This is a genomic window from Streptomyces sp. NPDC051921, from assembly GCF_040680975.1.
Taxonomy (GTDB): Bacteria; Actinomycetota; Actinomycetes; order Streptomycetales; family Streptomycetaceae; genus Streptomyces.
Genome location: NZ_JBFAXU010000023.1, coordinates 58,489 through 80,695 on the forward strand (window position 1 = coordinate 58,489; position 22,207 = coordinate 80,695).

At 72.4% G+C, this 22,207-nt stretch carries 26 protein-coding genes and 1 pseudogene; 15 read left to right on the forward strand and 12 right to left on the reverse strand.

All coding sequences use genetic code 11. The features are described from left to right. The first annotated feature begins 92 nt into the window (after positions 1-92). Positions 93-458: a hypothetical protein gene (locus AB0M16_RS27570; protein WP_365347504.1), complete on the forward strand. Its 366-nt coding sequence runs from the start codon at positions 93-95 to the stop codon at positions 456-458. 24 nt (positions 459-482) lie between these two features. Here the strand turns inward: AB0M16_RS27570 and AB0M16_RS27575 are convergent, their stop codons facing one another. Continuing rightward, positions 483-899: a VOC family protein gene (locus AB0M16_RS27575; protein ID WP_365347506.1), complete on the reverse strand. Its 417-nt coding sequence runs from the start codon at positions 897-899 to the stop codon at positions 483-485. Positions 900-964: 65 nt separating this feature from the next. Next, entirely contained in the window at positions 965-1,360 is a 396-nt protein-coding gene (locus tag AB0M16_RS27580) for a helix-turn-helix transcriptional regulator (protein WP_365347710.1), read from the reverse strand. Between the two features lie 209 nt (positions 1,361-1,569). Here AB0M16_RS27580 and AB0M16_RS27585 point away from each other — a divergent pair, with 209 nt between their 5' ends. From AB0M16_RS27585 to AB0M16_RS27605, 5 genes are all read left to right on the forward strand, one after another. Continuing rightward, entirely contained in the window at positions 1,570-3,930 is a 2,361-nt protein-coding gene (locus tag AB0M16_RS27585) for an excinuclease ABC subunit UvrA (protein ID WP_365347508.1), read from the forward strand. A 220-nt stretch (positions 3,931-4,150) separates the two neighbouring features. Then, positions 4,151-5,182: a saccharopine dehydrogenase NADP-binding domain-containing protein gene (locus tag AB0M16_RS27590; protein ID WP_365347510.1), complete on the forward strand. Its 1,032-nt coding sequence runs from the start codon at positions 4,151-4,153 to the stop codon at positions 5,180-5,182. A gap of 57 nt (positions 5,183-5,239) precedes the next feature. Continuing rightward, on the forward strand, positions 5,240-5,644 hold the full coding sequence (locus tag AB0M16_RS27595) for a helix-turn-helix transcriptional regulator (protein ID WP_365347512.1): 405 nt from the start codon (positions 5,240-5,242) through the stop codon (positions 5,642-5,644). Positions 5,645-5,666: 22 nt separating this feature from the next. Then, positions 5,667-6,197 (forward strand): hypothetical protein, encoded by a 531-nt coding sequence (locus tag AB0M16_RS27600; RefSeq protein ID WP_365347514.1) that lies wholly within the window; start codon positions 5,667-5,669, stop codon positions 6,195-6,197. Positions 6,198-6,361: 164 nt separating this feature from the next. Next, a complete protein-coding gene (locus AB0M16_RS27605; protein ID WP_365347516.1) occupies positions 6,362-6,703 on the forward strand; it encodes a DUF2516 family protein in 342 nt (113 codons plus the stop codon). A 61-nt stretch (positions 6,704-6,764) separates the two neighbouring features. On the opposite strand, the gene AB0M16_RS27610 is transcribed toward AB0M16_RS27605, so the two are convergent. From AB0M16_RS27610 to AB0M16_RS27620, 3 genes are all read right to left on the reverse strand, one after another. Beyond that, positions 6,765-8,009, reverse strand: a complete 1,245-nt coding sequence (locus AB0M16_RS27610; RefSeq protein ID WP_365347518.1) for a SpoIIE family protein phosphatase — start codon at positions 8,007-8,009, stop codon at positions 6,765-6,767. A 377-nt stretch (positions 8,010-8,386) separates the two neighbouring features. Further along, complete coding sequence (locus tag AB0M16_RS27615) at positions 8,387-9,442, reverse strand: NlpC/P60 family protein (protein ID WP_365347520.1); 1,056 nt, start codon at positions 9,440-9,442, stop codon at positions 8,387-8,389. Positions 9,443-9,709: 267 nt separating this feature from the next. Continuing rightward, the gene (locus AB0M16_RS27620; protein ID WP_365347522.1) at positions 9,710-10,519 is read right to left on the reverse strand and encodes a class I SAM-dependent methyltransferase; all 810 of its coding nucleotides are present in this window, start codon (positions 10,517-10,519) and stop codon (positions 9,710-9,712) included. Positions 10,520-10,710: 191 nt separating this feature from the next. On the opposite strand from AB0M16_RS27620, the gene mshA reads away from it, so the two are divergent. From mshA to AB0M16_RS27635, 3 genes are all read left to right on the forward strand, one after another. Next, complete coding sequence (gene mshA / locus AB0M16_RS27625; RefSeq protein WP_365347524.1) at positions 10,711-12,069, forward strand: D-inositol-3-phosphate glycosyltransferase; 1,359 nt, start codon at positions 10,711-10,713, stop codon at positions 12,067-12,069. Then, positions 12,062-12,574, forward strand: a complete 513-nt coding sequence (locus AB0M16_RS27630) for a YbjN domain-containing protein (protein WP_365347526.1) — start codon at positions 12,062-12,064, stop codon at positions 12,572-12,574. Before mshA ends, AB0M16_RS27630 begins: the two co-directional genes overlap by 8 nt. A 202-nt stretch (positions 12,575-12,776) precedes the next feature. Continuing rightward, entirely contained in the window at positions 12,777-12,911 is a 135-nt protein-coding gene (locus AB0M16_RS27635; protein WP_365347528.1) for a hypothetical protein, read from the forward strand. Here the strand turns inward: AB0M16_RS27635 and AB0M16_RS27640 are convergent. Further along, entirely contained in the window at positions 12,898-14,211 is a 1,314-nt protein-coding gene (locus AB0M16_RS27640; protein WP_365347530.1) for an MFS transporter, read from the reverse strand. The two genes, AB0M16_RS27635 and AB0M16_RS27640, sit on opposite strands and share 14 nt — an antisense overlap. A gap of 126 nt (positions 14,212-14,337) precedes the next feature. On the opposite strand from AB0M16_RS27640, the gene AB0M16_RS27645 reads away from it, so the two are divergent. Continuing rightward, positions 14,338-15,096 (forward strand): phosphoglyceromutase, encoded by a 759-nt coding sequence (locus AB0M16_RS27645; protein ID WP_365347532.1) that lies wholly within the window; start codon positions 14,338-14,340, stop codon positions 15,094-15,096. A gap of 84 nt (positions 15,097-15,180) precedes the next feature. On the opposite strand, the gene AB0M16_RS27650 is transcribed toward AB0M16_RS27645, so the two are convergent. Then, positions 15,181-15,477 carry a ribosomal protein L7/L12 gene (locus AB0M16_RS27650; protein ID WP_365347535.1) on the reverse strand — a complete coding sequence of 99 codons (297 nt, stop codon included), beginning with the start codon at positions 15,475-15,477 and terminating at the stop codon, positions 15,181-15,183. A 14-nt stretch (positions 15,478-15,491) separates the two neighbouring features. Continuing rightward, positions 15,492-15,654: pseudogene (locus tag AB0M16_RS27655) on the reverse strand (site-specific integrase); the annotation flags it as partial. Positions 15,655-15,799: 145 nt separating this feature from the next. Between AB0M16_RS27655 and AB0M16_RS27660 the strand changes: the two are divergent. Next, entirely contained in the window at positions 15,800-16,471 is a 672-nt protein-coding gene (locus tag AB0M16_RS27660; RefSeq protein ID WP_365347537.1) for a hypothetical protein, read from the forward strand. 124 nt (positions 16,472-16,595) lie between these two features. After that, the gene (locus tag AB0M16_RS27665; RefSeq protein WP_365347539.1) at positions 16,596-16,949 is read left to right on the forward strand and encodes a hypothetical protein; all 354 of its coding nucleotides are present in this window, start codon (positions 16,596-16,598) and stop codon (positions 16,947-16,949) included. A gap of 167 nt (positions 16,950-17,116) precedes the next feature. On the opposite strand, the gene AB0M16_RS27670 is transcribed toward AB0M16_RS27665, so the two are convergent. Both AB0M16_RS27670 and AB0M16_RS27675 read right to left on the reverse strand, forming a co-directional pair. Continuing rightward, positions 17,117-17,650 carry a hypothetical protein gene (locus AB0M16_RS27670; RefSeq protein ID WP_365347541.1) on the reverse strand — a complete coding sequence of 178 codons (534 nt, stop codon included), beginning with the start codon at positions 17,648-17,650 and terminating at the stop codon, positions 17,117-17,119. 103 nt (positions 17,651-17,753) lie between these two features. Further along, positions 17,754-18,338, reverse strand: coding sequence for a GNAT family N-acetyltransferase (locus AB0M16_RS27675; RefSeq protein WP_365347543.1), 585 nt, complete (start codon positions 18,336-18,338; stop codon positions 17,754-17,756). 83 nt (positions 18,339-18,421) lie between these two features. Here AB0M16_RS27675 and AB0M16_RS27680 point away from each other — a divergent pair, with 83 nt between their 5' ends. Beyond that, complete coding sequence (locus tag AB0M16_RS27680; RefSeq protein WP_365347545.1) at positions 18,422-18,892, forward strand: GNAT family N-acetyltransferase; 471 nt, start codon at positions 18,422-18,424, stop codon at positions 18,890-18,892. A gap of 212 nt (positions 18,893-19,104) precedes the next feature. On the opposite strand, the gene AB0M16_RS27685 is transcribed toward AB0M16_RS27680, so the two are convergent. Both AB0M16_RS27685 and phoU read right to left on the reverse strand, forming a co-directional pair. Beyond that, the gene (locus AB0M16_RS27685) at positions 19,105-19,263 is read right to left on the reverse strand and encodes a hypothetical protein (protein WP_365347547.1); all 159 of its coding nucleotides are present in this window, start codon (positions 19,261-19,263) and stop codon (positions 19,105-19,107) included. A gap of 104 nt (positions 19,264-19,367) precedes the next feature. Next, positions 19,368-20,048 (reverse strand): phosphate signaling complex protein PhoU, encoded by a 681-nt coding sequence (gene phoU / locus AB0M16_RS27690; RefSeq protein WP_365347549.1) that lies wholly within the window; start codon positions 20,046-20,048, stop codon positions 19,368-19,370. A gap of 307 nt (positions 20,049-20,355) precedes the next feature. On the opposite strand from phoU, the gene AB0M16_RS27695 reads away from it, so the two are divergent. Both AB0M16_RS27695 and AB0M16_RS27700 read left to right on the forward strand, forming a co-directional pair. Next, positions 20,356-21,588, forward strand: a complete 1,233-nt coding sequence (locus tag AB0M16_RS27695; protein WP_365347551.1) for an ATP-binding protein — start codon at positions 20,356-20,358, stop codon at positions 21,586-21,588. After that, on the forward strand, positions 21,585-22,207 hold a 623-nt coding region (locus tag AB0M16_RS27700), incomplete at its 3' end, for a response regulator transcription factor (RefSeq protein ID WP_365347553.1). The genes AB0M16_RS27695 and AB0M16_RS27700, both read left to right, overlap by 4 nt.

A 22,207-nucleotide genomic window follows, 5' to 3' on the forward strand; every position in this document is an offset into this window, starting at 1 on the left:
CGCGAGGAGATGAGTGGGCGTGCTCAGGGCCGGGCGGGGACGCGTGGCGAGGATGGGGCCGTCGCCCCGCTTCGCACCTGAGGAGCCCGCCCATGAACGCCGACTCCTACGCCGCACTGTACGGACCCGTCCGCCCGGTGCCGACGCCGCGCCGGGGGCAGACGGGCATCGCGATCCTGGCCGGGGTGGTGTGGGCGGTGGTGCTGGTGCTGCTGGCCTGGCCGGCGACGATGGTGTTCGTCTCCGTGCTCTTCGGCGCGGCGGGGGGCCGGCCGGTCGGTGGCCTGCTCCTGTGGAGCATGCTGGTCGCGCTCGGCGCCCTCGGCGGCCCGGTCGCCCTGACCTTCGTCCCGCCCGCGCGGCGGCTTTCCGTGCCCGCGCGCTTCCTGCTCGCCGGCGGCGTGACCCTCCCGCTCGCGTTCGGGATCGTGGTGTGGCTCGCCACCCGGGGCGGCTGAGGCCCCGGGCGGGCGCGCTCGGGGTCAGGCGCGCGGCTGGTTGAACCGCAGCATGTTGCCCGCCGGGTCGCGGAACGCGCAGTCGCGCACGCCGTACGGCTGGTCCATGGGCTCCTGGAGGACCTCCCCGCCCGCGGAGCGGATGCGCTCGAAGGTGGCGTCCACGTCGTCCGTGCGGAAGATGACCCCGCGCAGCATGCCCTTGGCGAGCAGCTCGGCGGCGGCCTGACGGTCGGCGGCGGGGGCGTTCGGATCCGCCAGCGGCGGTTCGAGGACGATCTCGACGTCCGGCTGGGTGGGCGAGCCGACGGTGACCCAGCGCATCCCCTCGAAGGACACGTCGTTGCGGATCTCCAGACCGAGGGCGTCACGGTAGAACGCGAGTGCCTTGTCGTGGTCGTCGACGGCGATGAAACACTGGGAGAGGTTGATGGTGTTCATGGCGACGACGCTACGAGCCGGGGGAGCTTTCCGCTTCTCCGTTCCTGATCCGTTTCCGGTCCGTCCTACGGCGCGGTCTCCGGGGCCGGGCTCTCCGGTGCCGGACTCTTCGGGGCCCGTGTCGGGCGCGTCAGGAACATCGCCACGCACGACGGGATCGGCTCGCCCGCCTCGTGGTCGCGGGCCCGGTACGCGCTCGGGCTCTCCCCGACGAGCTCCGTGAAGCGGGTGCTGAACGAGCCCAGCGACGTACAGCCCACCGCGAAGCAGACCTCCGTCACGCTCAGGTCGCCCCGCCGCAGCAGCGTCTTGGCGCGCTCGACGCGGCGCGTCATCAGATAGCTGTACGGAGTCTCCCCGTACGCGGCCCGGAAGCTGCGCTGGAAGTGCCCGGCGGACATCAGCGCGGTCCGCGCGAGGGCCGGGACGTCCAGCGGCTCGGCGTAGTCGCGGTCCATCATGTCCCGTGCGCGGCGCAGTCGTACCAGGTCGTCGAGGCTCGGCGGCGTCACGGGTCCAAGCATGGCACGGCCGGCGACGGGGCGGCCGGTTGTCCACAGGCGATCCGGTCGTCCACAGAAGGGCAGGAATCGAGAAGCACCGCCGCGCGGCCCCGCCTAGCCTGGCTCCCAGGACAGCAGCGCAGGGATCGCAGGGAGAGATGTCAGCCATGAGCAAGTCGCACGCCGCCGACAGCCACGACATGATCCGCGTGCACGGAGCGCGCGAGAACAACCTCAAGGACGTCAGCATCGAGCTCCCCAAGCGCCGGCTCACCGTGTTCACGGGTGTTTCCGGCTCCGGCAAGAGCTCCCTGGTGTTCGACACGATCGCCGCCGAGTCGCAGCGGCTGATCAACGAGACGTACAGCGCCTTCGTGCAGGGCTTCATGCCCTCCCTCGCCCGTCCCGAGGTCGACGTCCTCGACGGCCTGACGACCGCGATCACCGTCGACCAGCAGCGCATGGGCGGCGACCCCCGCTCCACCGTCGGCACCGCCACCGACGCCAACGCGATGCTGCGCATCCTCTTCAGCCGCCTCGGCAGGCCGCACATCGGCGGCCCGAAGGCCTTCTCCTTCAACGTCGCCTCCGTCAGCGGCGCCGGCGCGGTCGCCTACGAGAAGGGCGGCAGAACCGTGAAGGAGCGGCGCAGCTTCAGCATCACCGGCGGCATGTGCCCGCGCTGCGAGGGTCGCGGCAGCGTTTCCGACATCGACCTGACCGCGCTGTACGACGACTCCAAGTCGCTCGCCGAGGGGGCGCTGACCATCCCCGGCTACACGATGGACGGCTGGTACGGCCGCATCTTCAGCGGCAGCGGCTTCTTCGACATGGGCAAGCCCATCCGCCGCTACACCAAGCGCGAGCTGAACGACCTGCTCCACCGGGAGCCCACCAAGATCAAGGTCGAGGGCATCAACCTCACCTACGAGGGCCTGATCCCGAAGCTGCAGAAGTCGATGCTGTCGAAGGACATCGACTCCCTCCAGCCGCACGTCCGCGCCTTCGTCGAGCGCGCGGTCACCTTCGCCGTCTGTCCCGACTGCGACGGCACCCGGCTCAACGAGGGCGCCCGCTCCTCGAAGATCGGCAAGGTGAGCATCGCCGACGCCTGCGCGATGCAGATCAGCGACCTGGCCGAGTGGGTCCGCGGTGTCGAGGACCCGTCCGTGGCGCCGCTGCTCGCCACGCTCCAGCAGACCCTGGACTCCTTCGTCGAGATCGGCCTGGGGTACCTCGCGCTCGACCGCTCCTCCGGCACCCTCTCCGGCGGCGAGGCGCAGCGCGTCAAGATGATCCGTCACCTCGGCTCGTCCCTGACCGATGTCACATACGTCTTCGACGAGCCGACGACCGGTCTGCACCCCCACGACATCCAGCGCATGAACGACCTGCTGCTGCGGCTGCGCGACAAGGGCAACACGGTCCTCGTCGTGGAGCACAAGCCGGAGACGATCGCGATCGCCGACCACGTCGTCGACCTCGGCCCGGGCGCCGGTTCGGCGGGCGGCAGCGTCTGCTTCGAGGGCACCGTCGCCGGGCTGCGCAGGAGCGGCACGGTCACCGGCCGCCACTTCGGCGACCGCGCCTCCCTCAAGGACGCGGTGCGCGAGCCGACGGGCACCCTGCCGATCCGCGGCGCGACGGCGAACAACCTGCACGACGTCGACGTCGACATCCCGCTCGGTGTCCTCGCCGTCGTCACCGGCGTGGCCGGCTCCGGCAAGAGCTCCCTCGTGCACGGCTCGATCCCGGGCGGCGCGGGGGTGATCTCGGTCGACCAGGGCGCGATCCGCGGCTCGCGGCGCAGCAACCCGGCGACGTACACCGGCCTGCTCGACCCGATCCGCAAGGCCTTCGCCAAGGCCAACGGCGTGAAGCCGGCCCTGTTCAGCGCCAACTCGGAGGGCGCCTGCCCGACGTGCAACGGTGCCGGCGTCGTCTACACCGACCTGGCGATGATGGCCGGCGTCGCGACGATGTGCGAGGAGTGCGAGGGCAGGCGGTTCCAGGCCTCCGTGCTCGACTACCACTTCGGCGGCCGGAACATCGCCGAGGTGCTCGCGATGTCGGTGGGCGAGGCCGAGCGGTTCTTCGGTGCGGGCGAGGCGCGCACCCCCGCCGCGCACCGCGTCCTGGAGCGCCTCTCCGACGTCGGACTCGGTTACCTCAGCCTGGGCCAGCCGCTCACCACGCTCTCCGGGGGCGAGCGGCAGCGCCTCAAGCTGGCCACGCACATGGGGGAGAAGGGCGGCGTGTACGTGCTCGACGAGCCGACCGCCGGTCTGCACCTCGCCGACGTGGAGCAGCTGCTCGGGCTGCTCGACCGGCTGGTCGACTCCGGCAAGTCGGTGATCGTGGTCGAGCACCACCAGGCGGTCATGGCGCACGCCGACTGGATCATCGACCTCGGTCCCGGTGCCGGTCACGACGGCGGCCGGATCGTCTTCGAGGGCACCCCGGCCGACCTGGTCGCCGACCGCTCCACCCTGACGGGGCAGCACCTCGCGGAGTACGTGGGCGCCTGACCCACGTCCGTCGGACGGTGCGCTCGTCGGACGGTGCGCTCGTCGGCCCGGGCGAACACCGCGGAGGCGATGCCGAGTTCGGAACGAGGCGCCCCGCGCGTGCCGCCCGGGTGGCGGCGGGCGGGGAGCACGGGGGCCAGGGAGCCCACGTCCGAAACTGTTCGGGCCACGTCGTTCCCGACACTCACGGTGGGCGCCGCCGGCGCCGCAGGATGGCGTCATGACCTCAGGACAGACAGTGGTGGTGTACGGCGCCTACGGGCACACGGGCCGTTTCGTGGTGGCGGAGCTGCGCGAGCGCGGCTTCGTCCCGGTGCTCTCGGGCCGCGACGAGCGGAAGCTGAAGGAGCTGGCGGGCGGCGTCGAGCTGGACGTCCGCCCCGCCTCGGTCGACGACCCGGCGGCGCTCGACCGGGCGCTCGCGGGCGCGGCGGCCGTGGTGAACTGCGCGGGCCCGTTCGCGACGACGGCCGGGCCCGTGGTCGAGGCGGCGCTGCGGGCGGGGATCCCGTACGTGGACGTGGCGGCTGAGATCGAGGCCAACCTGGACACGTTCGAGCGGTTCGCCGAGCGGGCCCGGGCCGCCGGGACGGTCGTCCTGCCCGCGATGGCCTTCTACGGCGGCCTCGGCGACCTGCTGGCCACCGCCGCGATGCGCGACTGGACGGCGGCGGACGAGGCGCACGTCGCGTACGGGCTGGACAGCTGGCACCCGACGGCCGGGACGCGCGCCGCCGGCGTGGTCTCGCGCGAGCGGCGCGGCGGGCGGCGGCCGGTCTTCACGGACGGCCGGCTCCGGTACCGGGACGACGCCCCGCCGACCCTGGAGTGGGCGTTCCCCGCGCCGATGGGCACGCGGAGGATGATCGGCGAGTTCACGATGGCCGACGTCGTCACGCTGCCCAGCCACCTGGCGATCCCCGAGGTGCGGACCTCCATGGCGGTCGAGGCGGCGGGCGACCTGGCCTCGGCGGACACCCCGGCCCCGGCCCCGGTCGACCCGAGCGGGCGCTCGGCGCAGACCTTCCTCGTCGACGTCCTCGTCCGCTCCGGCGCCGAGGAGCGCCGCGCGACGGCGACGGGCCAGGACATCTACGCCGTGACGGCCCCCCTCGCGGTCGAGGCCGTCGCCCGCATCCTCACCGGGCGGACGCGCGCGGCGGCCGGCGTGCTGTCGGCGGGTGCCCTCTTCGACGCCGCGGACTTCCTGCGGGCGCTGGCGCCCCACGTGACGGTTGAGCTCCCCGCGTGACAAAACTATTGCAAGCGCCTGCTTGCAATAGTTAGCACCGGCTGGCATGGTCGTGGCATGGCTTCACTCAACGTCGGCAATCTTGGCGAGTACCTCCGCGAGCAGCGGCGCACAGCGCAGTTGTCCCTGCGGCAGCTCGCCGAGGCCGCGGGGGTGTCGAATCCGTATCTGAGTCAGATCGAGCGGGGGCTGCGCAAGCCCAGCGCCGAGGTGCTCCAGCAGGTCGCGAAGGCCCTGCGGATCTCCGCCGAGACGCTGTACGTGCGCGCCGGGATTCTCGACGAGCAGGAGCGGGACGAGCTGGAGACGCGCGCCGTCATCCTGGCCGATCCCTCGATCAACGAGCGGCAGAAGCAGGTGCTGCTCCAGATCTACGACTCCTTCCGTAAGGAGAACGCCGCCGAGAGCGCCACGGGGCAGCAGACGCAGCAAGCGCCGCAGCCGCAGCCCACCGACACGTAGAACCTCTGGGAGGACCACGACCATGGCCATCATCGACGAACTGCGCACTCCCCTCTACTTCGCCGCCGGCACCGCCGACCTCGCCGTGCAGCAGGCCAAGAAGGTCCCCGGCCTGATCGAGCAGATCGCCGCCGAGGCGCCCGGCCGGATCGAGGCCGTCAAGAAGACGGACCCGAAGGCGGTGCAGGAGAAGGCGCAGGCGAAGTTCGCCGAGTTCGTGGGCGGGCTCGACACCGATCTGAAGAAGCTCGGCGAGCAGGCCCAGGACCTGGCCCTGCGCGGGGTCGGCGTGGCCGCCGAGTACGCGGTGAAGGCCCGCGAGAAGTACGAGGAGCTCGCCGCGCACGGCGAGGAGGCCGTGAAGGCCTGGCGTGGCGAGGCCGCCGAGGAGATCACCGAGATCGCGATCGTCGTCGAGCCGCGGTCGGAGAGCGAGCCGGCGGCGCAGGCCGAGCTGGTCGAGGAGCCCGAGGCCAAGAAGTCCCCGGCCCGCAAGACCACCGCCCGCAAGACCCCGGCCAAGAAGTCCGCCGCCGAGAGCGTCGAGAGCTGACGGAGCGGCGAGGGCCGAGAGGGCGTCGAGAGCTCCGAGAAGCAGCGAGGGCGTCGAGAAGTAGGCGAAGCGGCCGGTCCGGGCACCAATCCCGGTGTCCGGAGCGTTGTACCGGGTACCTTGGCCGCGAGGCGCTCCACCCACTCACCTAGGCGGTGCTCAGCATGTTGGCGAACGGCTTCGACTCGATCCTCTCCTTGGTGACCTTCCTGGTCTTCACCGGCTTCGCCGTCGCCGCGTTCGCCTTCGCCGCCACGGCGCGCGAGGACGCCTATCGCGCAGCCGACAAGCAGACCAAGAAGTTCTGGCTGATCCTGCTCGGTATCAACCTGCTGCTGAACCTGCTCCTGCCGATGCTGTTCCTGCAGATCGCCGGGCTCATCGCCGCCATCGTGTTCATGGTCGACGTGCGCCCCGCCCTCCGGCAGGTCACCGGCGGCGGCCGGCGCGGCGGCGGCGGTTCCAGCAGCGACGGCCCCTACGGCCCGTACAACGGCGGCCGGTAGGAGCCGGGTCGGCCGACAGGAGCCGGCCGGCACCTCGCGTGAGTGAAGCGGGCCCGGGGACTCACCCCCGGGCCTTCTCGCGTTCCAGGGCCAGCACCGCCACGTCGTCCGTCAGCTCCCCGCCGTTGAGCGAACGCACCTCCGTCACGGCCGCGTCGAGCAGTTCCTCGCCCCGCAGGCCCTCCGCCAGCTGCCGGTTGATCATCTCGACCATCCCGTCCTGGCCCAGCCGCGGCGAGTCGGGGCCCGCCGAGCGGCCCTCGATCAGGCCGTCGGTGTACATGAGCAGGCTCCAGGTCGGGCCCAGCTCCACCTGTCGGCGCGGCCAGCGGGCGCGCGGCAGGATGCCGAGGGCCGGACCGCTGTCCTCGTACGGCAGGAGCTGCGCCGCCCGGCCGTGCCGGGCGATCAGCGGCGAGGGGTGGCCGGCCAGGCAGAGACCCGCGCGTCGTCCGTCGGGCGCGATGTCGACCGTGCACAGGGTGGCGAAGATCTCGTCGCTCTCCCGCTCGTGCTCCAGCACCTGCTGCAGGGTGGAGAGCAACTCGTCCCCGCACAGACCGGCGAAGGTCAGCGCGCGCCAGGCGATCCGCAGCTCCACGCCGAGCGCGGCCTCGTCGGGGCCGTGCCCGCAGACGTCCCCGATCATGGCGTGGACGGTGCCGTCGGGCGTGCGGACGGTGTCGTAGAAGTCGCCGCCGAGCAGCGCACGGGACCGGCCGGGCCGGTAGCGGGCGGCGAACCGCAGTTCGGAGCCCTCCAGGAGCGGCGTGGGCAGCAGTCCGCGCTCGAGGCGCGCGTTCTCCTGGGCGCGCATCCGCGACTCGGCCAGCTTGATCTTCACGACGTCGTTGCGCTTGCGCTCGACCGCGTAGCGGATGGCGCGGCTGAGCAGGCGCCCGTCGAGCTCCTCCCGGAAGAGGTGGTCCTGGGCCCCGACGCGTACGGCCTCGGCGGCGAGGTCGGCGTCCGCGGACGCGGCGAGCGCGAGGACGGCGTGCCGCGGTGCGAGCCGCAGGATGTGCTGCAGCGGTGCGAGCGGGTCGTCCTCGGCCCCGCGGGGGGTGGGCAGGGCGAGGTCGACGAGCACGCAGTGCACGTCGTCGGTGAGGAGCCGCTCGGCCTCGGTGAGGTTGCGAGCGGTACGGATACGGACCCGGGTGCCGGCCGCGTCGAGCAGCTCGGGTACGGCGAGGGCGCCGGCCGGGTCGTCCTCGACGACCAGGAGCGTGAGGTCGTGGGCGGTGCCGGGCGTTCCGGGTGCCGCGGGAGAATCGATTCTCTGACGCGGTACGGGTACGGGCATCGGTTTGGGTTTCCTTCCCTCCCCCCGAGGGCCGGGGACCGACCATAGCGGTACCGCGCGCCGCAGCGGAATGGCGATCACGCAGTGAACCGGCAGGCCGGTATGGCATATGCCACGGATGGGGAGGTAGTCGCCGCTCGGGAGCCGCACGAGGCCCGCGGGGAGCCCCCAGGGCGATGAGAAAGGTCACTCCGGACCTCCCGGCGGGAGCCCCCCGGGCGTCCCGGACGTTCCGCCCGCCGACCCTCCCGGACGTCCTGCCCCGGCCTTCGCGACCCTCCTTGCGGAGGTTCCGCGCCCGACCTTCGCGACCCTCCATGCGGAGGTTCCGCCCCCGACCCCCGCGACCCTCCCGGACGTTCCGGACGTTCCGGGCGTCATCCCGGGCGGACGACTCCGAGGATCTCCATCGAGCCCGCGCCCGCGATCGTCACGTTCCGCCCGGGTCGGGGCGCGTGCACGATGGCCCCGTTGCCCACATACATCCCGATATGACTGGCGTCCTTGTAATAGACGATCAGGTCGCCGGGGCGCATGTCCGTGATGTCCACGCGCGGCAGCAGGCGCCACTGCTCCTGCGAGGTGCGCGGGATGTTCCGGCCGGCGGCGGACCACGCGGTCTGGGTCAGCCCCGAGCAGTCGTACGAACCGGGGCCCTCGGCCCCCCACACGTACGGCTTGCCGATCTGCGCCGTGGCGAACTCCACCGCCCGCTTGCCCGCCGGGGTCGTCCTGTCGCTCAGGCCCTTGAGGACGCCCGAACTGATCCAGGCGGTCTGGTTCCGGTACTGCTCCTGCTCCTCCAGGCGCAGCAGCCGTGCCCGCTCCTCGGCGGCGAGCTCGGACTCCAGCTTCTTCGCCGCCTCGATCTTGTCGTTGATCTCCTTCTTCGCCCTGGCCTGCTTGACCCGGTTGGCCTCCAGCTTGGTCCAGTTGATGGAGGCGTCCTTGGCGTACGTGGTCAATTCGGCCTGCGTGGCGGTCATTTCGCCGAGCAGGTCCTTGGTGGCCTTCTGGCCCTCCTTGAGGCGCCCCGCGTTGTCGAGGAAGAGCTGGGGGTCGTCGGTGAGGACGAACTGGGCGCCGTCCGGCAGCCCGCCGTTGCGGTACTGGGCGCGGGCCGCGGCGCCCGCGCGCGCCTTGAGGTCCTCGATCTTCTCGCGGCCGGACACGATCATCCGGGCCAGCTTCACGATCTCCTCGGACTGCTCCTTGGTCTTCTCCTCGGCGAGGTTGTACGCGTCGGTGGCGGTCGCGGCCTGGCGGTACAGGCCGTCGATCTCCTGACGGACCTCTTCGAGGGTCTTCTTCGTCTGCTTCGGCGGCGGCGGGAGCGGCGCGGCGGAGGCCTGCAGGGTGAGCACGGGTGAGGCAAGCACCGTCAGGGCGCAGACCACGGTAAGCGTGGCGAGGGCATGGCGGCGTCGGTTCACTGGCTCCCCCTACTCGGACACCGATCTGATTTACCGTCAGTAACTTGGTCGTGACCTGGCGATAGTGCCATGCGGAACACGAAAACGACAGGGGAAAGCGGGGCCTGTCGGGTCACTTCCCCCCAGGGGGGACGAGTGTTGCTCCTGCTGCGTTCCCCGGCGGGCAGGAATTCAGGGAGAGTTGGGCAATCGGACAGGCGGTCCGGCAGACGAGCGGACAAGACGACCGGACACGACCGGACAGGACGACCGGGCCCGCGGCGTCGCTCATCCCCGCGGCGCCAGCGCCTCCCAGCGCACCGTCACCTCGCCCTGGCGCCACCGTCGCGGGCCGTCCGTCAGCGGCCAGTCCGCGGCGAGGTCGCGCACGGCGCGGATCCAGCGCTGCCGGGCGCCCAGCGACGCGAACGGGGCGGCCGCCGCCCATGCCCGGTCGAAGTCCCGCAGGAAGGCGTGCACCGGCTCACCCGGCACGTTCCGGTGGATGAGTGCCTTCGGCAGCCGCTCCGCGAGGTCCGAGGGCCGGTCGAGCGAGCCGAGCCGGGTCGCGAAGGTCACCGTCCGCGGTCCCGTGCGGTCCAGCGCCACCCACACGTGCCGCCGGCCGATCTCGTCGCAGGTGCCCTCCACCAGGAGCCCCTCGGGGGCGAGCCGTGCGCACAGGCGTCCCCAGACGGCGGCGACCTGCTCCTCGTCGTACTGGCGCAACACGTTCGCGGCGCGGATGAGGGAGACCTCGCCCGGCACCGGCACCTCGAAGCCCCCGTGCCGGAACGTCAGCCCCTCGCGCTCGTACGGCTGGGCGGCGGCGACCCGGGCGGGCTCGATCTCGATGCCGACCACGAGGGTGCGGGGGTCGGCGGTCCGCAGGCGCTCCAGCAGCTCGACGGCGGTCCAGGGCGCGGCGCCGTAGCCGAGGTCGACGGCGAGGGGCGGCGCCTCGGAGCGGCGCAGGGCGGGGCCGTGCACGGCGGCGATCCAGCGGTCCTGGCGGCGCAGACGGTTGGGGTTGGTGGTCCCGCGGGTGACCGTGCCGACGGGGCGGGCGACGGCGGGGCGGGTGGTGCGCGGGGCCATGGGACGAGCGTAAGGGGTGCGGCGCGGTCTCCCGCGCGCCCCCGGGGCGCTCCGACACGCCACCCGGCCGGTAATGAATTGGCAAAACGCCCCTGCCGAAGGAAATGAAAGGGGGCATTCCGGTGTTCTGGAGGCCGGAGGGTGCGACGCGCCCTCCGTCTGCCATGCCCGACAGCGGAAGGACCGTCGACGTGAGCCAGTACGTGTCCCGGTTCGCCGGCACTCTGGCGGCGCCGCCCCGGCTCCGGCTCCCCGGCCGGCACCGCAGCCCGCGCCGTGTGGCCATGCTCAGCGTTCACACCTCCCCGTTGCACCAGCCCGGCACCGGCGACGCCGGCGGCATGAACGTCTACATCGTCGAGCTGGCCAAGCGGCTCGCCGCGATCAACGTCGAGGTCGAGATCTTCACCCGGGCCACCACCGGCGGCCTCTCCCCGGTCGTCGAGCTCGCGCCCGGCGTGCTCGTACGGCACGTGGACGCGGGTCCGTACGAGGGGCTCGCCAAGGAGGAGCTGCCGGCCCAGCTCTGTGCCTTCACCCACGGCGTGATGCAGGCCTGGGCGGGACACCGGCACGGGCACTACGACCTGGTGCACTCCCACTACTGGCTCTCCGGCCACGTCGGCTGGCTCGCCGCCGAGCGCTGGGGCGTCCCGCTCGTCCACACCATGCACACCATGGCCAAGGTCAAGAACGCGGCGCTCGCGGAGGGCGACACCCCCGAGCCCGCGGCCCGCGTGATCGGCGAGACGCAGGTCGTCGCGGCGGCCGACCGGCTGATCGCCAACACGTCGGAGGAGGCCGACGAGCTCGCCCGCTTCTACGAGGCAGACCCCGCCAAGATCGCCGTCGTGCACCCCGGGGTGAACCTCGACCACTTCCGCCCCGCCGACGGCCGTGCCGCCGCCAGGGCCCGGCTCGGGCTGCCGCAGGACGCCTTCATCCCCGCCTTCGCCGGTCGCATCCAGCCGCTCAAGGCCCCGGACATCCTGCTGCGCGCGGCCGCCGTGCTCCTGGAGCGCGACCCCTCGCTGCGCTCGCGCATGGTCGTGCCGGTGGTCGGCGGGCCGAGCGGCAGCGGCCTCGCCAAGCCGGAGGGGCTGCAGAAGCTCGCCGCCAAGCTGGGTGTCTCCGACCTCGTCCGCTTCCACCCGCCGGTCGGACAGGATCAGCTCGCGGACTGGTTCCGGGCCGCCAGCGTGCTCGTCGTGCCCTCGTACAGCGAGTCCTTCGGCCTTGTCGCCATCGAGGCGCAGGCGGCCGGCACCCCGGTCGTCGCGGCGGCGGTGGGCGGTCTGCCCGTGGCCGTACGGGACGACGTCACCGGCTTCCTCGTGCAGGGCCACGATCCGGCGGACTACGCCCGCGCGCTCGGCCGCTACCTCGACGACCCGCAGCTGTCGGCGCGGATGGGCGCGGCGGCGGCCCGGCACGCCGCGTCGTTCGGCTGGGACACGGCGGCGTCGGGCACGGCGGACGTGTACACGGCCGCCATGCACGACCACCGGCTGCGCGACCAGCGTCGTCGCGTACGCTCGCACCATGGCTGAGGGCGAGGCACAGGCACAGGACGTCCGGCGGATCGTCGAGGACACCTTCAAGGACGCGGGGCTGGAGTGGGAGTCCCCGGAGCCGGGCTCCTACGTGGTCAAACTCCCGGGCACGCGCAAGCTCTTCACCACCCTCTCCCTGCGCGTCGGGCGCCACTCCCTCTCCCTCAACGCCTTCGTCGTCCGCCACCCGGACGAGAACGAGGCGGGCGTCCACCGCTGGCTCCTGGAGCGCAACCTCAAGCTGTACGGGGTGAGTTACGCGATCGACGGACTCGGCGACATCTACCTGGCCGGCAAGCTGCCGCTGGCCGCCGTCAGCCCGGAGGAGCTGGACCGGCTCCTCGGCTCCGTCCTGGAGGCGGCGGACGGCGACTTCAACACCCTCCTGGAGCTGGGCTTCGCGACGGCGATCCGGCGGGAGTACGCGTGGCGGGTGTCGCGCGGCGAGTCGACACGAAACCTCGACGCGTTCAAGAACCTGACCCAGAAGCCAGGTAACTGACCTCGGGGGGCCGGCCGGCTCCCGCGCCCACCCGCCGTCGAGAACGTCCTCGCCCACGGCGCCACCCCCGACGGCTCCACCGACTCCGCCCCCGCGATCAACCGCGCCCTCGCGGCGGCGGGGGAGCGGGGCGGCGGCACCGTCCTCGTCCCGCCCGGCACGTACCGCATCGACCTGGAGCGCGACCGTCGGGATCAGCGAGGTGCGGGAGTTCGACCAGATCGACGTCCCGGACTCCACCGGCGACCTCCACACACGCCTGGAGGCGTACGGCACGCCCGGCGCCGTACGCCCCCGGAACCTCCACGAGGCGCAGAAGCGTTTCAGGAGGAGCTGACGGCCTCCGTCCTGTCGTCGGACTCCTCGGCACGCGCCTCGGACCCGGCCCCGGCCTCCTTCGGCACCGGGACGTCCTCCTCGGCGCCGGCGAGGGCGGTCCGCAGCCGGGTCTGGTAGCCGAGGGCGGCGACGGCGCCGATGACGGCGCAGGCGATCCACAGGACGTCGGGCCCGGGACCGTCGACGACCCAGCCGGCCAGGATCGGCGCGACGAAACCGGCGACCGCCCAGGACATGCCCATCACACCCTGGTAGCGGCCGCGGGCGTGCTCGGGCGCGAGCCGGGCGGTGGCGGCGGCGTTGGTGGGGACGTGGACCATCTCGCCGATCGTCCACACGACGACGGTCGCGCCGAAGGCCAGCGAGCTGCCGGCCAGGGCGGTGGCGCCGGTGCCGAGGGCGAAGAGCAGGGAGGAGACGGTCAGCAGCAGGACGGGGGACCGCTTGTCGGTGATCTTGTTGACCAGCAGCTGGAAACCGACGATGACGATGCCGTTGACCGCGATGACGGCACCGTACGCGGAGGGTTCGAGGCCCTCGGCGGTCATCGTGAGCGGCAGGCCGATCCAGGGGGCGGTGAACACCAGGCAGACGAGCAGGTTGAGCGTCACCAGGGTGCGGAAGGGCGCGTCGCGCAGCACGGTGAGGACGCTGACCTTGTCCTCGGCGACGGCCTTGCCGGTGGTCGCGTCGACCTTGGCCTCCGGCCGGGTCTCCGGCAGGCGGAGGAAGACGATCAGCGCGCACAGCGCGGTGGCGGCGGCGTCGACGAGGAAGAGCGTGCGGTATCCGAGGACGATCGCGACGCCGCCGCCGATGGCGGCGATGGCGAAGCCGAGGTTGAGCGCCCAGTAGTTGAGGGCGTAGGCGCGGCGGACGTCGTGCGCGGGGACGAGGTCGGCGATGCTGGCGTTGATGGACGGCCGGACGCCCTGCATCGCGACGCCCATGAGCAGGACGACGAGGGCGACGCCCCAGGCGCTGGTCACGACCGCGAGCAGCACGGAACAGGCGGCGGCCGCCAGGTGCATGGTGACCATCGTGGGGCGACGGCCCCAGCGGTCGGTGAGCATGCCGCCGAGCGGGGACCCGGCGACGCCGCCGAGGCCGTGGAGGGCGACGACGAGTCCGGCGAACCAGGCGGAGTGCCCGAGCTCCTGGGTGAGGTAGAGGGAGAGGAAGGTCAGGACGAAGGCACCGGTCCTGTTGACCAAGGTCGACAGCCAGAGCCACCAGAAGCCCCCCGGGAGTCCCGAGACCGTGGCGCGTGCCGATCGTCTGAGCGAGTCGATGGACATGTGTGGCCGGCCCCCTGGTGCGTGTAAGTCCCTCATGCAGCGCTCGTAACTTACGCATCTCATACGCCGGACGCCAGCGAATTGACGGTGCGCGTCAATCGTCGGCGGTCGTCTAGGCTCGGACACATGGCCGACGCACCGTACAAGCTGATCCTCCTCCGCCACGGCGAGAGCGAGTGGAACGAGAAGAACCTGTTCACCGGCTGGGTGGACGTCAACCTCACTCCGAAGGGCGAGAAGGAGGCGACGCGCGGCGGTGAGCTGCTGAAGGACGCCGGCCTGCTCCCGGACGTGCTGCACACCTCCCTCCAGAAGCGGGCCATCCGCACGGCGCAGCTCGCCCTGGAGGCCGCGGACCGTCACTGGATCCCGGTCCACCGCTCCTGGCGCCTGAACGAGCGCCACTACGGCGCGCTGCAGGGCAAGGACAAGGCGCAGACCCTCGCCGAGTTCGGCGAGGAGCAGTTCATGCTGTGGCGCCGCTCGTACGACACCCCGCCGCCGGCGCTCCCGGACGACAACGAGTTCTCGCAGGCCCACGACGCCCGCTACGCGACGATCCCGCCGGAGCTCCGCCCGCAGACCGAGTGCCTCAAGGACGTCGTCCAGCGGATGCTCCCGTACTGGTACGACGCGATCGTCCCGGACCTGCTGGCCGGCCGCACGGTCCTGGTCGCCGCCCACGGCAACAGCCTGCGCGCCCTCGTCAAGCACCTCGACGGCATCTCGGACGCCGACATCGCGGGCCTGAACATCCCGACGGGCATCCCGCTGGCCTACGAGCTCGACGAGAACTTCAAGCCGATCAACCCGGGCGGCACGTACCTGGACCCGGAGGCCGCGGCGGCGGCGATCGAGGCCGTGAAGAACCAGGGCAAGAAGTAGCCCTTACGCCCGAAAGAGCCCCCTGCCTGCGGTTTCCCCGCCGGGAGGGGGCTTCTTCGTGCTCCGGGGGTCGTCTGCGGGTCGTCAGGGGGACGGGGCCGTGCGATCTCCGGGCTCCGGCTCCTGCCTCCACTCCGCTGTGGCGCCGGCGCTCTGGAGCACCGAGACGGCGGACTGGGCCCGGTATGCGGACAGCCCTCCCACGACGGTGACGGGGGCTTGCCGCGCCAGGACCCGGCTGTTCCACAGACTCAGCCCGGTCACCTTGCGCACCGCGAGGATCACGTCCATCTCGCGCGGCCCGCAGTCGACGATCACGACCTCGTGGGACGGGTCGTCGCAGAGCAGCGTGAAGTACTCGGTGGACTCGTCGGCGGACATCGCGCCCTCCTTCCTCAGCGAACGGGAGCGTAGGCGCCCCCAAGGACGGCAGCCACGGCTTTTCGGGTGCGTTCCCGGCTGCTCGGCATGAGGTGGGTGCGGACCCGCAGGGCCAGGCCAGGGCCGGAGTGGCCCAGGTGCTGCGCCCAGGGCCTTCATGTTCTCCCCGGAATCAAGGTGTTGGGACGGGGGCTTCGTCTCGGGATGGTCGCGGGTTGGCGACAGGTCGTGGCTGAATATCGTCCTCTGGCCCGGGCGTTGCTACGTTCCGTACCGGGACGCGGTCCGTGGGGACCGCCGTGGCACAAGGGGGAGTCCCGGGATGAACGTCATGCGAGTCGAGCGATGCAGACCCGTCGTCGTCGCGGCCGCGGCCGTCGTGCTGGCCGTCGTGGTGACCGGGTGTCAGAAGGGCGGCTCCACGGACGGGGCTGCCGGCGGGGCCGCTGAGCCGAGTGCCGTGGCCACGGCCACGACGGAGCCCGCGGGCGTCGGTGCGGGGGAGGGGGAGCCGACGGGCGAGACCCCGAAGCCCGTCGTGAAGCCCGGGCCGAAGGCGTCGCCGAAGAGCACGAAGTCCACGAAGCCGACGAAGAAGCCGTCCGCCGGCAAGCCGGCCGGGGGCTGTGTCACCGAGCCGCCCACCCCGGACGCCTACGATCCCGACGAGTTCGCCCTCTACCGCATCGAGGAGCTCCCTGCCAGCACCGGCAAGGTCAACCTCGTGCTCCAGCACGGCGCGTGGGGCTGCGGCGAGCCCGACACCGACGGCGCGCCGTTCGTGGTCAGCGGCGAGGAGTCCCGCTGGGCGCTGGACCAGGCCGCGTACGTCACCGCCACCGACCCCGTCGTCGTGAGCACCGAGAACCAGCGCATCGGCGTGCAGGAGCTGATCGACTGGGTGAACGCGCACCCGGACTCCGGCCTGGTCTTCAGGTACGAGGTCGGCGACGACGGCGCCATCCACCGCCTGGACCAGGTGTTCATGCCGTAGCTCCGCCCGCTCCGCCGGACGGGTGACAGAGAAACCTTCCGGCCGTGGAGCGCCGCACGGCGGGGGTGCGAGCGGCGGTAGACGTGCGGATGACCTTGGTCGTTCCTCATGAAACGAGACCCTCGTGCGCCTTCGGCACACCCTCGCCGCCGCCTGCGGTGCCCTCGCCCTCACCGCCGCCCTGGCCTCGCCCGCCCACGCCGCCACCGGTGACTTCGCGTACCGCGTGACCGGCCTGAACGGCGGGCCCGTCCACGTCACCCTGCACGACCCCGCGAGCGGCGAGTGCGTCACCCTCGCCGAGGTGGCCGACCCGTCCGCCTCGGAGCCTGCCTTCGCCCCGCACAACGACACCGACGAGTACGCCCTCGTCTTCACGGAGCCCGACTGCACCGGCGACCAGTGGACCCTCCGCCCCCACGGCCGCCCCGCTTCGGACCGCCTGAAGCTCCGCTCGGTCGTCTTCCTCGGGCCGTGACCCCGGGCCGCGCAGCCGGCCCACCGTGAGCGCGGCGCACCCACCCCGGCGAAGAGGATGCCGAGGCGCGCCGGTCCGTCGCGCTCGTCCCCCGCGCGCGGGGCCGGCCGCGGCGTCACCCCCACCTGACGCCGAAGGCCCTCCCCGTGCCGGATCCCCTCTCGCCCTCAGGCACGGACGGCCGGTCTCCGGAGCTCGCCCAGGGTGAGTGCGGCGAACGCCGCCCCGGCGAGCATGGCGCCGGCGCCGGCGAGGAACTCCCGGTCGTCGTTCCGCCTGAGCTCCAGGTAGGTGGCCCGGGAGATCTCGATCGTGCCGCGCACACCGGCGGTCGTGCGGTACGCGGAGTAGGCACCGTCCCGGGCCCGCGGGTCGTGCAGGTTCTCGTCGTCGCCGAACAGCGGCGAGGCGAGTACGGCGCCCGCGAGGGCCAGCGCCCCGAGACCCGCCCGGAGGCCGGCCGGCAGGCACCGGAAGGCGCTCAAGAGGAGGGCGCGGTCCAGCGACTTCAGGGCCAGGGTCGTCAAGAACATGCCAAGGCACAGGGCGAATGCCGACGCCGGCATGAGCAGCGCCAGCGCCCGGGTCCCGGGCGCTCCTATCAACGGTCCGACTCCCAGCGCGAGCAGCCCGGCGGCCGTCACGGCGACCGCTCCGAGCCCCGCGGCGGCGCCTCCGTACACCCGATACCCCCACGCCATGACCCGCACCCTTGCACCCCCTCCCCGGACCGAGCCAGAGCCGGGGCCGTACAGGATGCGTCAAAGCGTCCTCAAGGCGTCATCAAGGCAGGCCGCGTCGGCGTCAGGGCGTGTCCGTCGCGCGGGGGTGCAGGGTCAGGCCCATGAGGACCTCGTCCCGCAGGTCCTCCGCACCCGGGCCCAGGCGCAGGGCGTCCGGCCAGCGGCCGGTCTCGGTCCAGCCGAGGGCGGTGTAGAAGGCTTCGAGGCCCGCGCCGCCGCGGGCGGCGAGGCGGAGATGGGAGAGGCCGAGCTCGTCGCGGGCGATGCGCTGGAGTTCGCGCATGAGGCCGGAGCCGAGGCCCTTGCCGCGGAATTCGGGGTGGGTCTGCAGGTGGTGGACCGTGCCCCAGTGGGCGATCAGCCGATCCGGGTCACGGCGGAGCACGACCCAGCCGGCCGGCCGTTCGCCCACCGTCGCGGTGATCAGCCGGCAGCGCTCCGGGTCGAGCTGCGCGACGAGCGCGTCCAGGACCGGGGCGACGTCCGTCTCCGCGACCGGCGGGAACGGGAATCCGGCGGCTCCGCCCGCGTTGGTGACGGCGACCCAGCAGGCGATCAGGTGGCTGCGGAGTTCGGGGGACACGTGCCCGGGGGCGGTCACCTGGGCGAGGACGGTACGGCGCGGCGGCACGGGCACGGTGAGCACGCACCCATCCTGGCCCGGCACCCGCGGGCCCGGAACCCCGGATTTCGTGAGCGGCGACACGGAGATCGTTTAGCGTGCGCGTCATGAGCACGTCTCTTCGCCTTGAACCGATCACCCCCGCCAACGTCGAGGCCGCCCTCGGCCTGCGCGTTCACCCCCATCAGAACGACAGCGTCGCCCCCGTCGTCCGCTCGCTGGCCGAGGCCTACGCGTACGGCGAGACCGCCTGGCCGCGGCTCATCCTCGACGGGGACGAGCCGGTCGGTTTCCTGATGGCCTTCGTCGACATCCAGTGGGATGCGGAGAAGGACCCCGACGACCGGCGCAGCGGCCTGTGGCGGCTGAACATCAGCGGTGAGCGGCAGGGCAAGGGATACGGGCGGTTCGCCGTCGCCGCCGTGCGCGAGGAGCTGCGGCGGCGCGGGGCGACCGAGATGTACGTGTCCTGGCACCCCGGCGAGCACGGCCCCGGCGACTTCTACCGCAAGCTCGGCTTCCGCGAGACCGGCGAGCTCGCCGGGGACCAGACCGTCGGCGTGCTCGACATCGGCTGAGGGGCGGGCCGCCGGCAGTCGGCAGCTGAGCGGCCGGCGACGAGCTGAGCGGCTGGCGACGAGCTGAGCGGCCGGCGACGAGCTGAGCGGCCGCCGCCGACGGCGGACGGCCGGCGACCAGTGGCCGGCGGGCCGCGGCTCGGTGGCCGGGTGCGGGCGTGCGGGCCCCGCGTACGAGACGAACGGGGCCCGCGGCTCGGCCGTGAGCCGTACTACGACGAGCAGCCGCCGCACTGGCACGGCGCGCCGGACTGGCAGCCGCAGCCGCAGCCCGATCCGCACCCGCAGGCGCCGAGGACGGGCAGGCACTCCGCGTCGCGCGCGAGCGGGGTCTCCTGCTGGGGGTCGGTGATCGGAGCGGAATCGGCCATGGGGGTCCCTCCCTGAGAGGCGTACCTCGCCTCCCCCCATTGCATGCCCAGCGCCCAGGGCGCATCAACGGCGCACTGTTGTGCGAACCGCCGGCCCGAAACGCTTACGCGCCCTCGACCGGCACGTCCGACTGCTGCAGCTCGTCCGCGTGCTCGCCCGTCACCAGGTACACCACGCGCTTCGCCACCGACACCGCGTGGTCGGCGAACCGCTCGTAGTAGCGGCCGAGCAGCGTCACGTCCACGGCCGTCTCGATGCCGTGCTTCCAGCGGTCGTCCATCAGGTGCTTGAAGAGCGTCCGGTGCAGCGTGTCCATCTCGTCGTCGTCCTGTTCCAGCTGGAGCGCCAGGTCGACGTCCTTCGTGATGATGACCTCCGCCGCCTTCGCCATCAGGCGCTGCGCCAGCTGTCCCATCTGCAGGATCGTGGCGTGCAGGTCGTTCGGCACGGCGCGGTCCGGGAAGCGCAGCCGGGCCAGCTTGGCCACGTGCTGCGCCAGGTCGCCCGAGCGCTCCAGGTCGGCGCTCATCCGCAGCGAGGTCACCACGATCCGCAGGTCCGTCGCCACCGGCTGCTGGCGGGCGAGCAGCGCTATCGCCCGGGCCTCCAGGTCGTGCTGGAGGTCGTCGACCTTCTGGTCCGCAGCGATCACGCTCTCCGCGAGCTTCAGGTCGGCGTCCAGCATGGCCGTCGTGGCGCGCCCGATCGCCGACCCGACCAGGCGGGCCATCTCGACCAGGCCCTCGCCGATCGAGTCAAGTTCCTCGTGGTACGCGTCCCGCATCGATGTCCCTCTCTACGTTCCGGCCCCGGGCAAGGATGCTCCGGGGCGAGGCTCCGGGTCCGGGTCCGGGTTCCGGCGTGGGGCCGGTGACCTCCACGCTCCCACGTTCGGCCCCCTACGCGTCCGGTTCCACCCCCACACGTGAACCGCCACTTTCTCCCAGGTGAACTCTGGGCAACGCGGGCCACGGTCGCGACCAGGCCAAATGAACCACCTCCGTCCCCTCGGTGAACTCTGGGCGACGAGTGTTCGAGCAGCCGCTCGGACGGCTGGGAGAGTGTCCGTCGACCCGCATAACCTGGAGGGCATGGACGTGAACGCGGCGGTCGCCGCATTGGCCGCTATCGCCGGCGTGTGCACCGGCGTGATCGCCATGCTGGCGTTCCGCTGGAGCGAGCGCGACCAGGCGCGACCCACTCGTACCTCCCTGCACACCGATGCCGTGCTCCCGCCCGGCGTCGACACCGTGCTGTCCGTGCTGCGCTCGTCCGCGGTGGTCCTCGACGAGAGCGACTCCGTGGTCAAGGCCAGTTCGGCGGCGTACGCCCTCGGCCTGGTCCGGGGCGGGAAGCTGGCCGTGGAGCCGATGCTCAACATGGCCCGCGACACCCGCCGCGACGGCGAGATACGGCAGGTCGAGCTCGACCTGCCGCGACGCGGCACCGGACGCGGCGAGGCCCTCGCCGTCTCCGCCCGGGTCGCCCCGCTCGGGTCGCGGCTGGTGCTGCTGCTGGTGGAGGACCTGACCGAGGCCCGCCGTATCGAAGCGGTCCGACGTGACTTCGTCGCCAACGTGAGTCACGAGCTCAAGACTCCCGTCGGCGCGCTGTCCCTGCTGTCCGAGGCCGTCATGGACGCCTCGGACGACCCCGAGGCGGTGACCCGCTTCGCGGGCCGGATGCAGATCGAGGCCACCCGCCTCACCAACCTCGTGCAGGAGCTCATCGACCTCTCCCGGGTGCAGAACGACGACCCGCTGGAGGACTCCGAGCCGGTCCGGGTGGACGAGCTGGTCGCCGAGGCGATCGACCGCTCGCGGCACCCCGCGTCCACGAAGCAGATCACCATGGCCTCGGGAGGGGCCTCCGACCTCTACGTCTGGGGCAGCCGCGGGCAGCTCGCCGCCGCCCTGGGCAACCTCGTCGAGAACGCCGTCAACTACTCGCCGGCCCACACCCGGGTGGGCATCGCCGCCCGGCGCGTGGCGGCGCCCGGCGGCGACCTGATCGAGATAGCCGTGACCGACCAGGGCATCGGCATCCCCGACAAGGACAAGGAGCGCATCTTCGAGCGCTTCTACCGCGTCGACCCCGCCCGCTCCCGTGCCACCGGCGGTACGGGTCTGGGCCTGGCCATCGTGAAGCACGTGGCCGCCTCGCACGGCGGGGAGGTCACGGTGTGGAGCACCGAGGGCCAGGGGTCCACCTTCACCCTGCGGTTGCCCGAGGCGGGCGCCGTACGGGACCGCCGGTCCTCCGACTCCGCCTCCACCCCCGATCTCATGACCGAACCGCTCCCCGCCCCGGAGGTCCTTCCGTGACCCGAGTGCTTGTCGTCGAGGATGAGGAATCCTTCAGCGACGCCCTGTCGTACATGCTCCGCAAGGAGGGCTTCGAGGTCGCCGTCGCGGCGACCGGGCCCGACGGCCTCGACGAGTTCGAGCGCAACGGAGCGGATCTCGTCCTCCTCGACCTGATGCTGCCGGGTCTGCCCGGTACGGAGGTGTGCCGTCAGCTGCGCGGGCGCTCCAACGTCCCGGTCATCATGGTGACCGCCAAGGACAGCGAGATCGACAAGGTCGTCGGCCTGGAGATAGGAGCCGACGACTACGTGACGAAGCCCTTCTCCTCGCGGGAGCTGGTCGCCCGCATCCGCGCGGTCCTGCGCCGCCGCGGCGAGCCGGAGGAGGTCACCCCCGCCGCCCTGGAGGCCGGCCCGGTCCGCATGGACGTCGACCGCCACGTGGTCACCGTCGCGGGCGGCAAGGTCGACCTGCCGCTGAAGGAGTTCGACCTCCTGGAGATGCTGCTCCGCAACGCGGGCCGCGTCCTCACCCGCATGCAGCTCATCGACCGCGTCTGGGGCGCGGACTACGTCGGCGACACGAAGACCCTCGACGTCCACGTCAAGCGCCTCCGCGCCAAGATCGAGCCCGACCC

What these genes read in the sequence shown, in the direction of transcription:
- phoU (WP_365347549.1), bottom strand. Translation starts at nt 20,048, where the DNA reads ATGCGGGACGCGTACCACGAGGAACTTGACTCGATCGGCGAGGGCCTG.
- AB0M16_RS27650 (WP_365347535.1), bottom strand. Translation starts at nt 15,477, where the DNA reads ATGTCCGCCGACGAGTCCACCGAGTACTTCACGCTGCTCTGCGACGAC.
- AB0M16_RS27640 (WP_365347530.1), bottom strand. Translation starts at nt 14,211, where the DNA reads ATGTCCATCGACTCGCTCAGACGATCGGCACGCGCCACGGTCTCGGGA.
- AB0M16_RS27590 (WP_365347510.1), top strand. Translation starts at nt 4,151, where the DNA reads ATGACCTCAGGACAGACAGTGGTGGTGTACGGCGCCTACGGGCACACG.
- AB0M16_RS27660 (WP_365347537.1), top strand. Translation starts at nt 15,800, where the DNA reads ATGAACGTCATGCGAGTCGAGCGATGCAGACCCGTCGTCGTCGCGGCC.
- AB0M16_RS27605 (WP_365347516.1), top strand. Translation starts at nt 6,362, where the DNA reads ATGTTGGCGAACGGCTTCGACTCGATCCTCTCCTTGGTGACCTTCCTG.
- AB0M16_RS27680 (WP_365347545.1), top strand. Translation starts at nt 18,422, where the DNA reads ATGAGCACGTCTCTTCGCCTTGAACCGATCACCCCCGCCAACGTCGAG.
- AB0M16_RS27595 (WP_365347512.1), top strand. Translation starts at nt 5,240, where the DNA reads ATGGCTTCACTCAACGTCGGCAATCTTGGCGAGTACCTCCGCGAGCAG.
- AB0M16_RS27620 (WP_365347522.1), bottom strand. Translation starts at nt 10,519, where the DNA reads ATGGCCCCGCGCACCACCCGCCCCGCCGTCGCCCGCCCCGTCGGCACG.
- AB0M16_RS27575 (WP_365347506.1), bottom strand. Translation starts at nt 899, where the DNA reads ATGAACACCATCAACCTCTCCCAGTGTTTCATCGCCGTCGACGACCAC.
- AB0M16_RS27600 (WP_365347514.1), top strand. Translation starts at nt 5,667, where the DNA reads ATGGCCATCATCGACGAACTGCGCACTCCCCTCTACTTCGCCGCCGGC.
- AB0M16_RS27695 (WP_365347551.1), top strand. Translation starts at nt 20,356, where the DNA reads ATGGACGTGAACGCGGCGGTCGCCGCATTGGCCGCTATCGCCGGCGTG.
- AB0M16_RS27685 (WP_365347547.1), bottom strand. Translation starts at nt 19,263, where the DNA reads ATGGCCGATTCCGCTCCGATCACCGACCCCCAGCAGGAGACCCCGCTC.
- AB0M16_RS27570 (WP_365347504.1), top strand. Translation starts at nt 93, where the DNA reads ATGAACGCCGACTCCTACGCCGCACTGTACGGACCCGTCCGCCCGGTG.
- AB0M16_RS27610 (WP_365347518.1), bottom strand. Translation starts at nt 8,009, where the DNA reads ATGCCCGTACCCGTACCGCGTCAGAGAATCGATTCTCCCGCGGCACCC.
- AB0M16_RS27630 (WP_365347526.1), top strand. Translation starts at nt 12,062, where the DNA reads ATGGCTGAGGGCGAGGCACAGGCACAGGACGTCCGGCGGATCGTCGAG.
- AB0M16_RS27585 (WP_365347508.1), top strand. Translation starts at nt 1,570, where the DNA reads ATGAGCAAGTCGCACGCCGCCGACAGCCACGACATGATCCGCGTGCAC.
- AB0M16_RS27670 (WP_365347541.1), bottom strand. Translation starts at nt 17,650, where the DNA reads ATGGCGTGGGGGTATCGGGTGTACGGAGGCGCCGCCGCGGGGCTCGGA.
- AB0M16_RS27645 (WP_365347532.1), top strand. Translation starts at nt 14,338, where the DNA reads ATGGCCGACGCACCGTACAAGCTGATCCTCCTCCGCCACGGCGAGAGC.
- AB0M16_RS27580 (WP_365347710.1), bottom strand. Translation starts at nt 1,360, where the DNA reads ATGATGGACCGCGACTACGCCGAGCCGCTGGACGTCCCGGCCCTCGCG.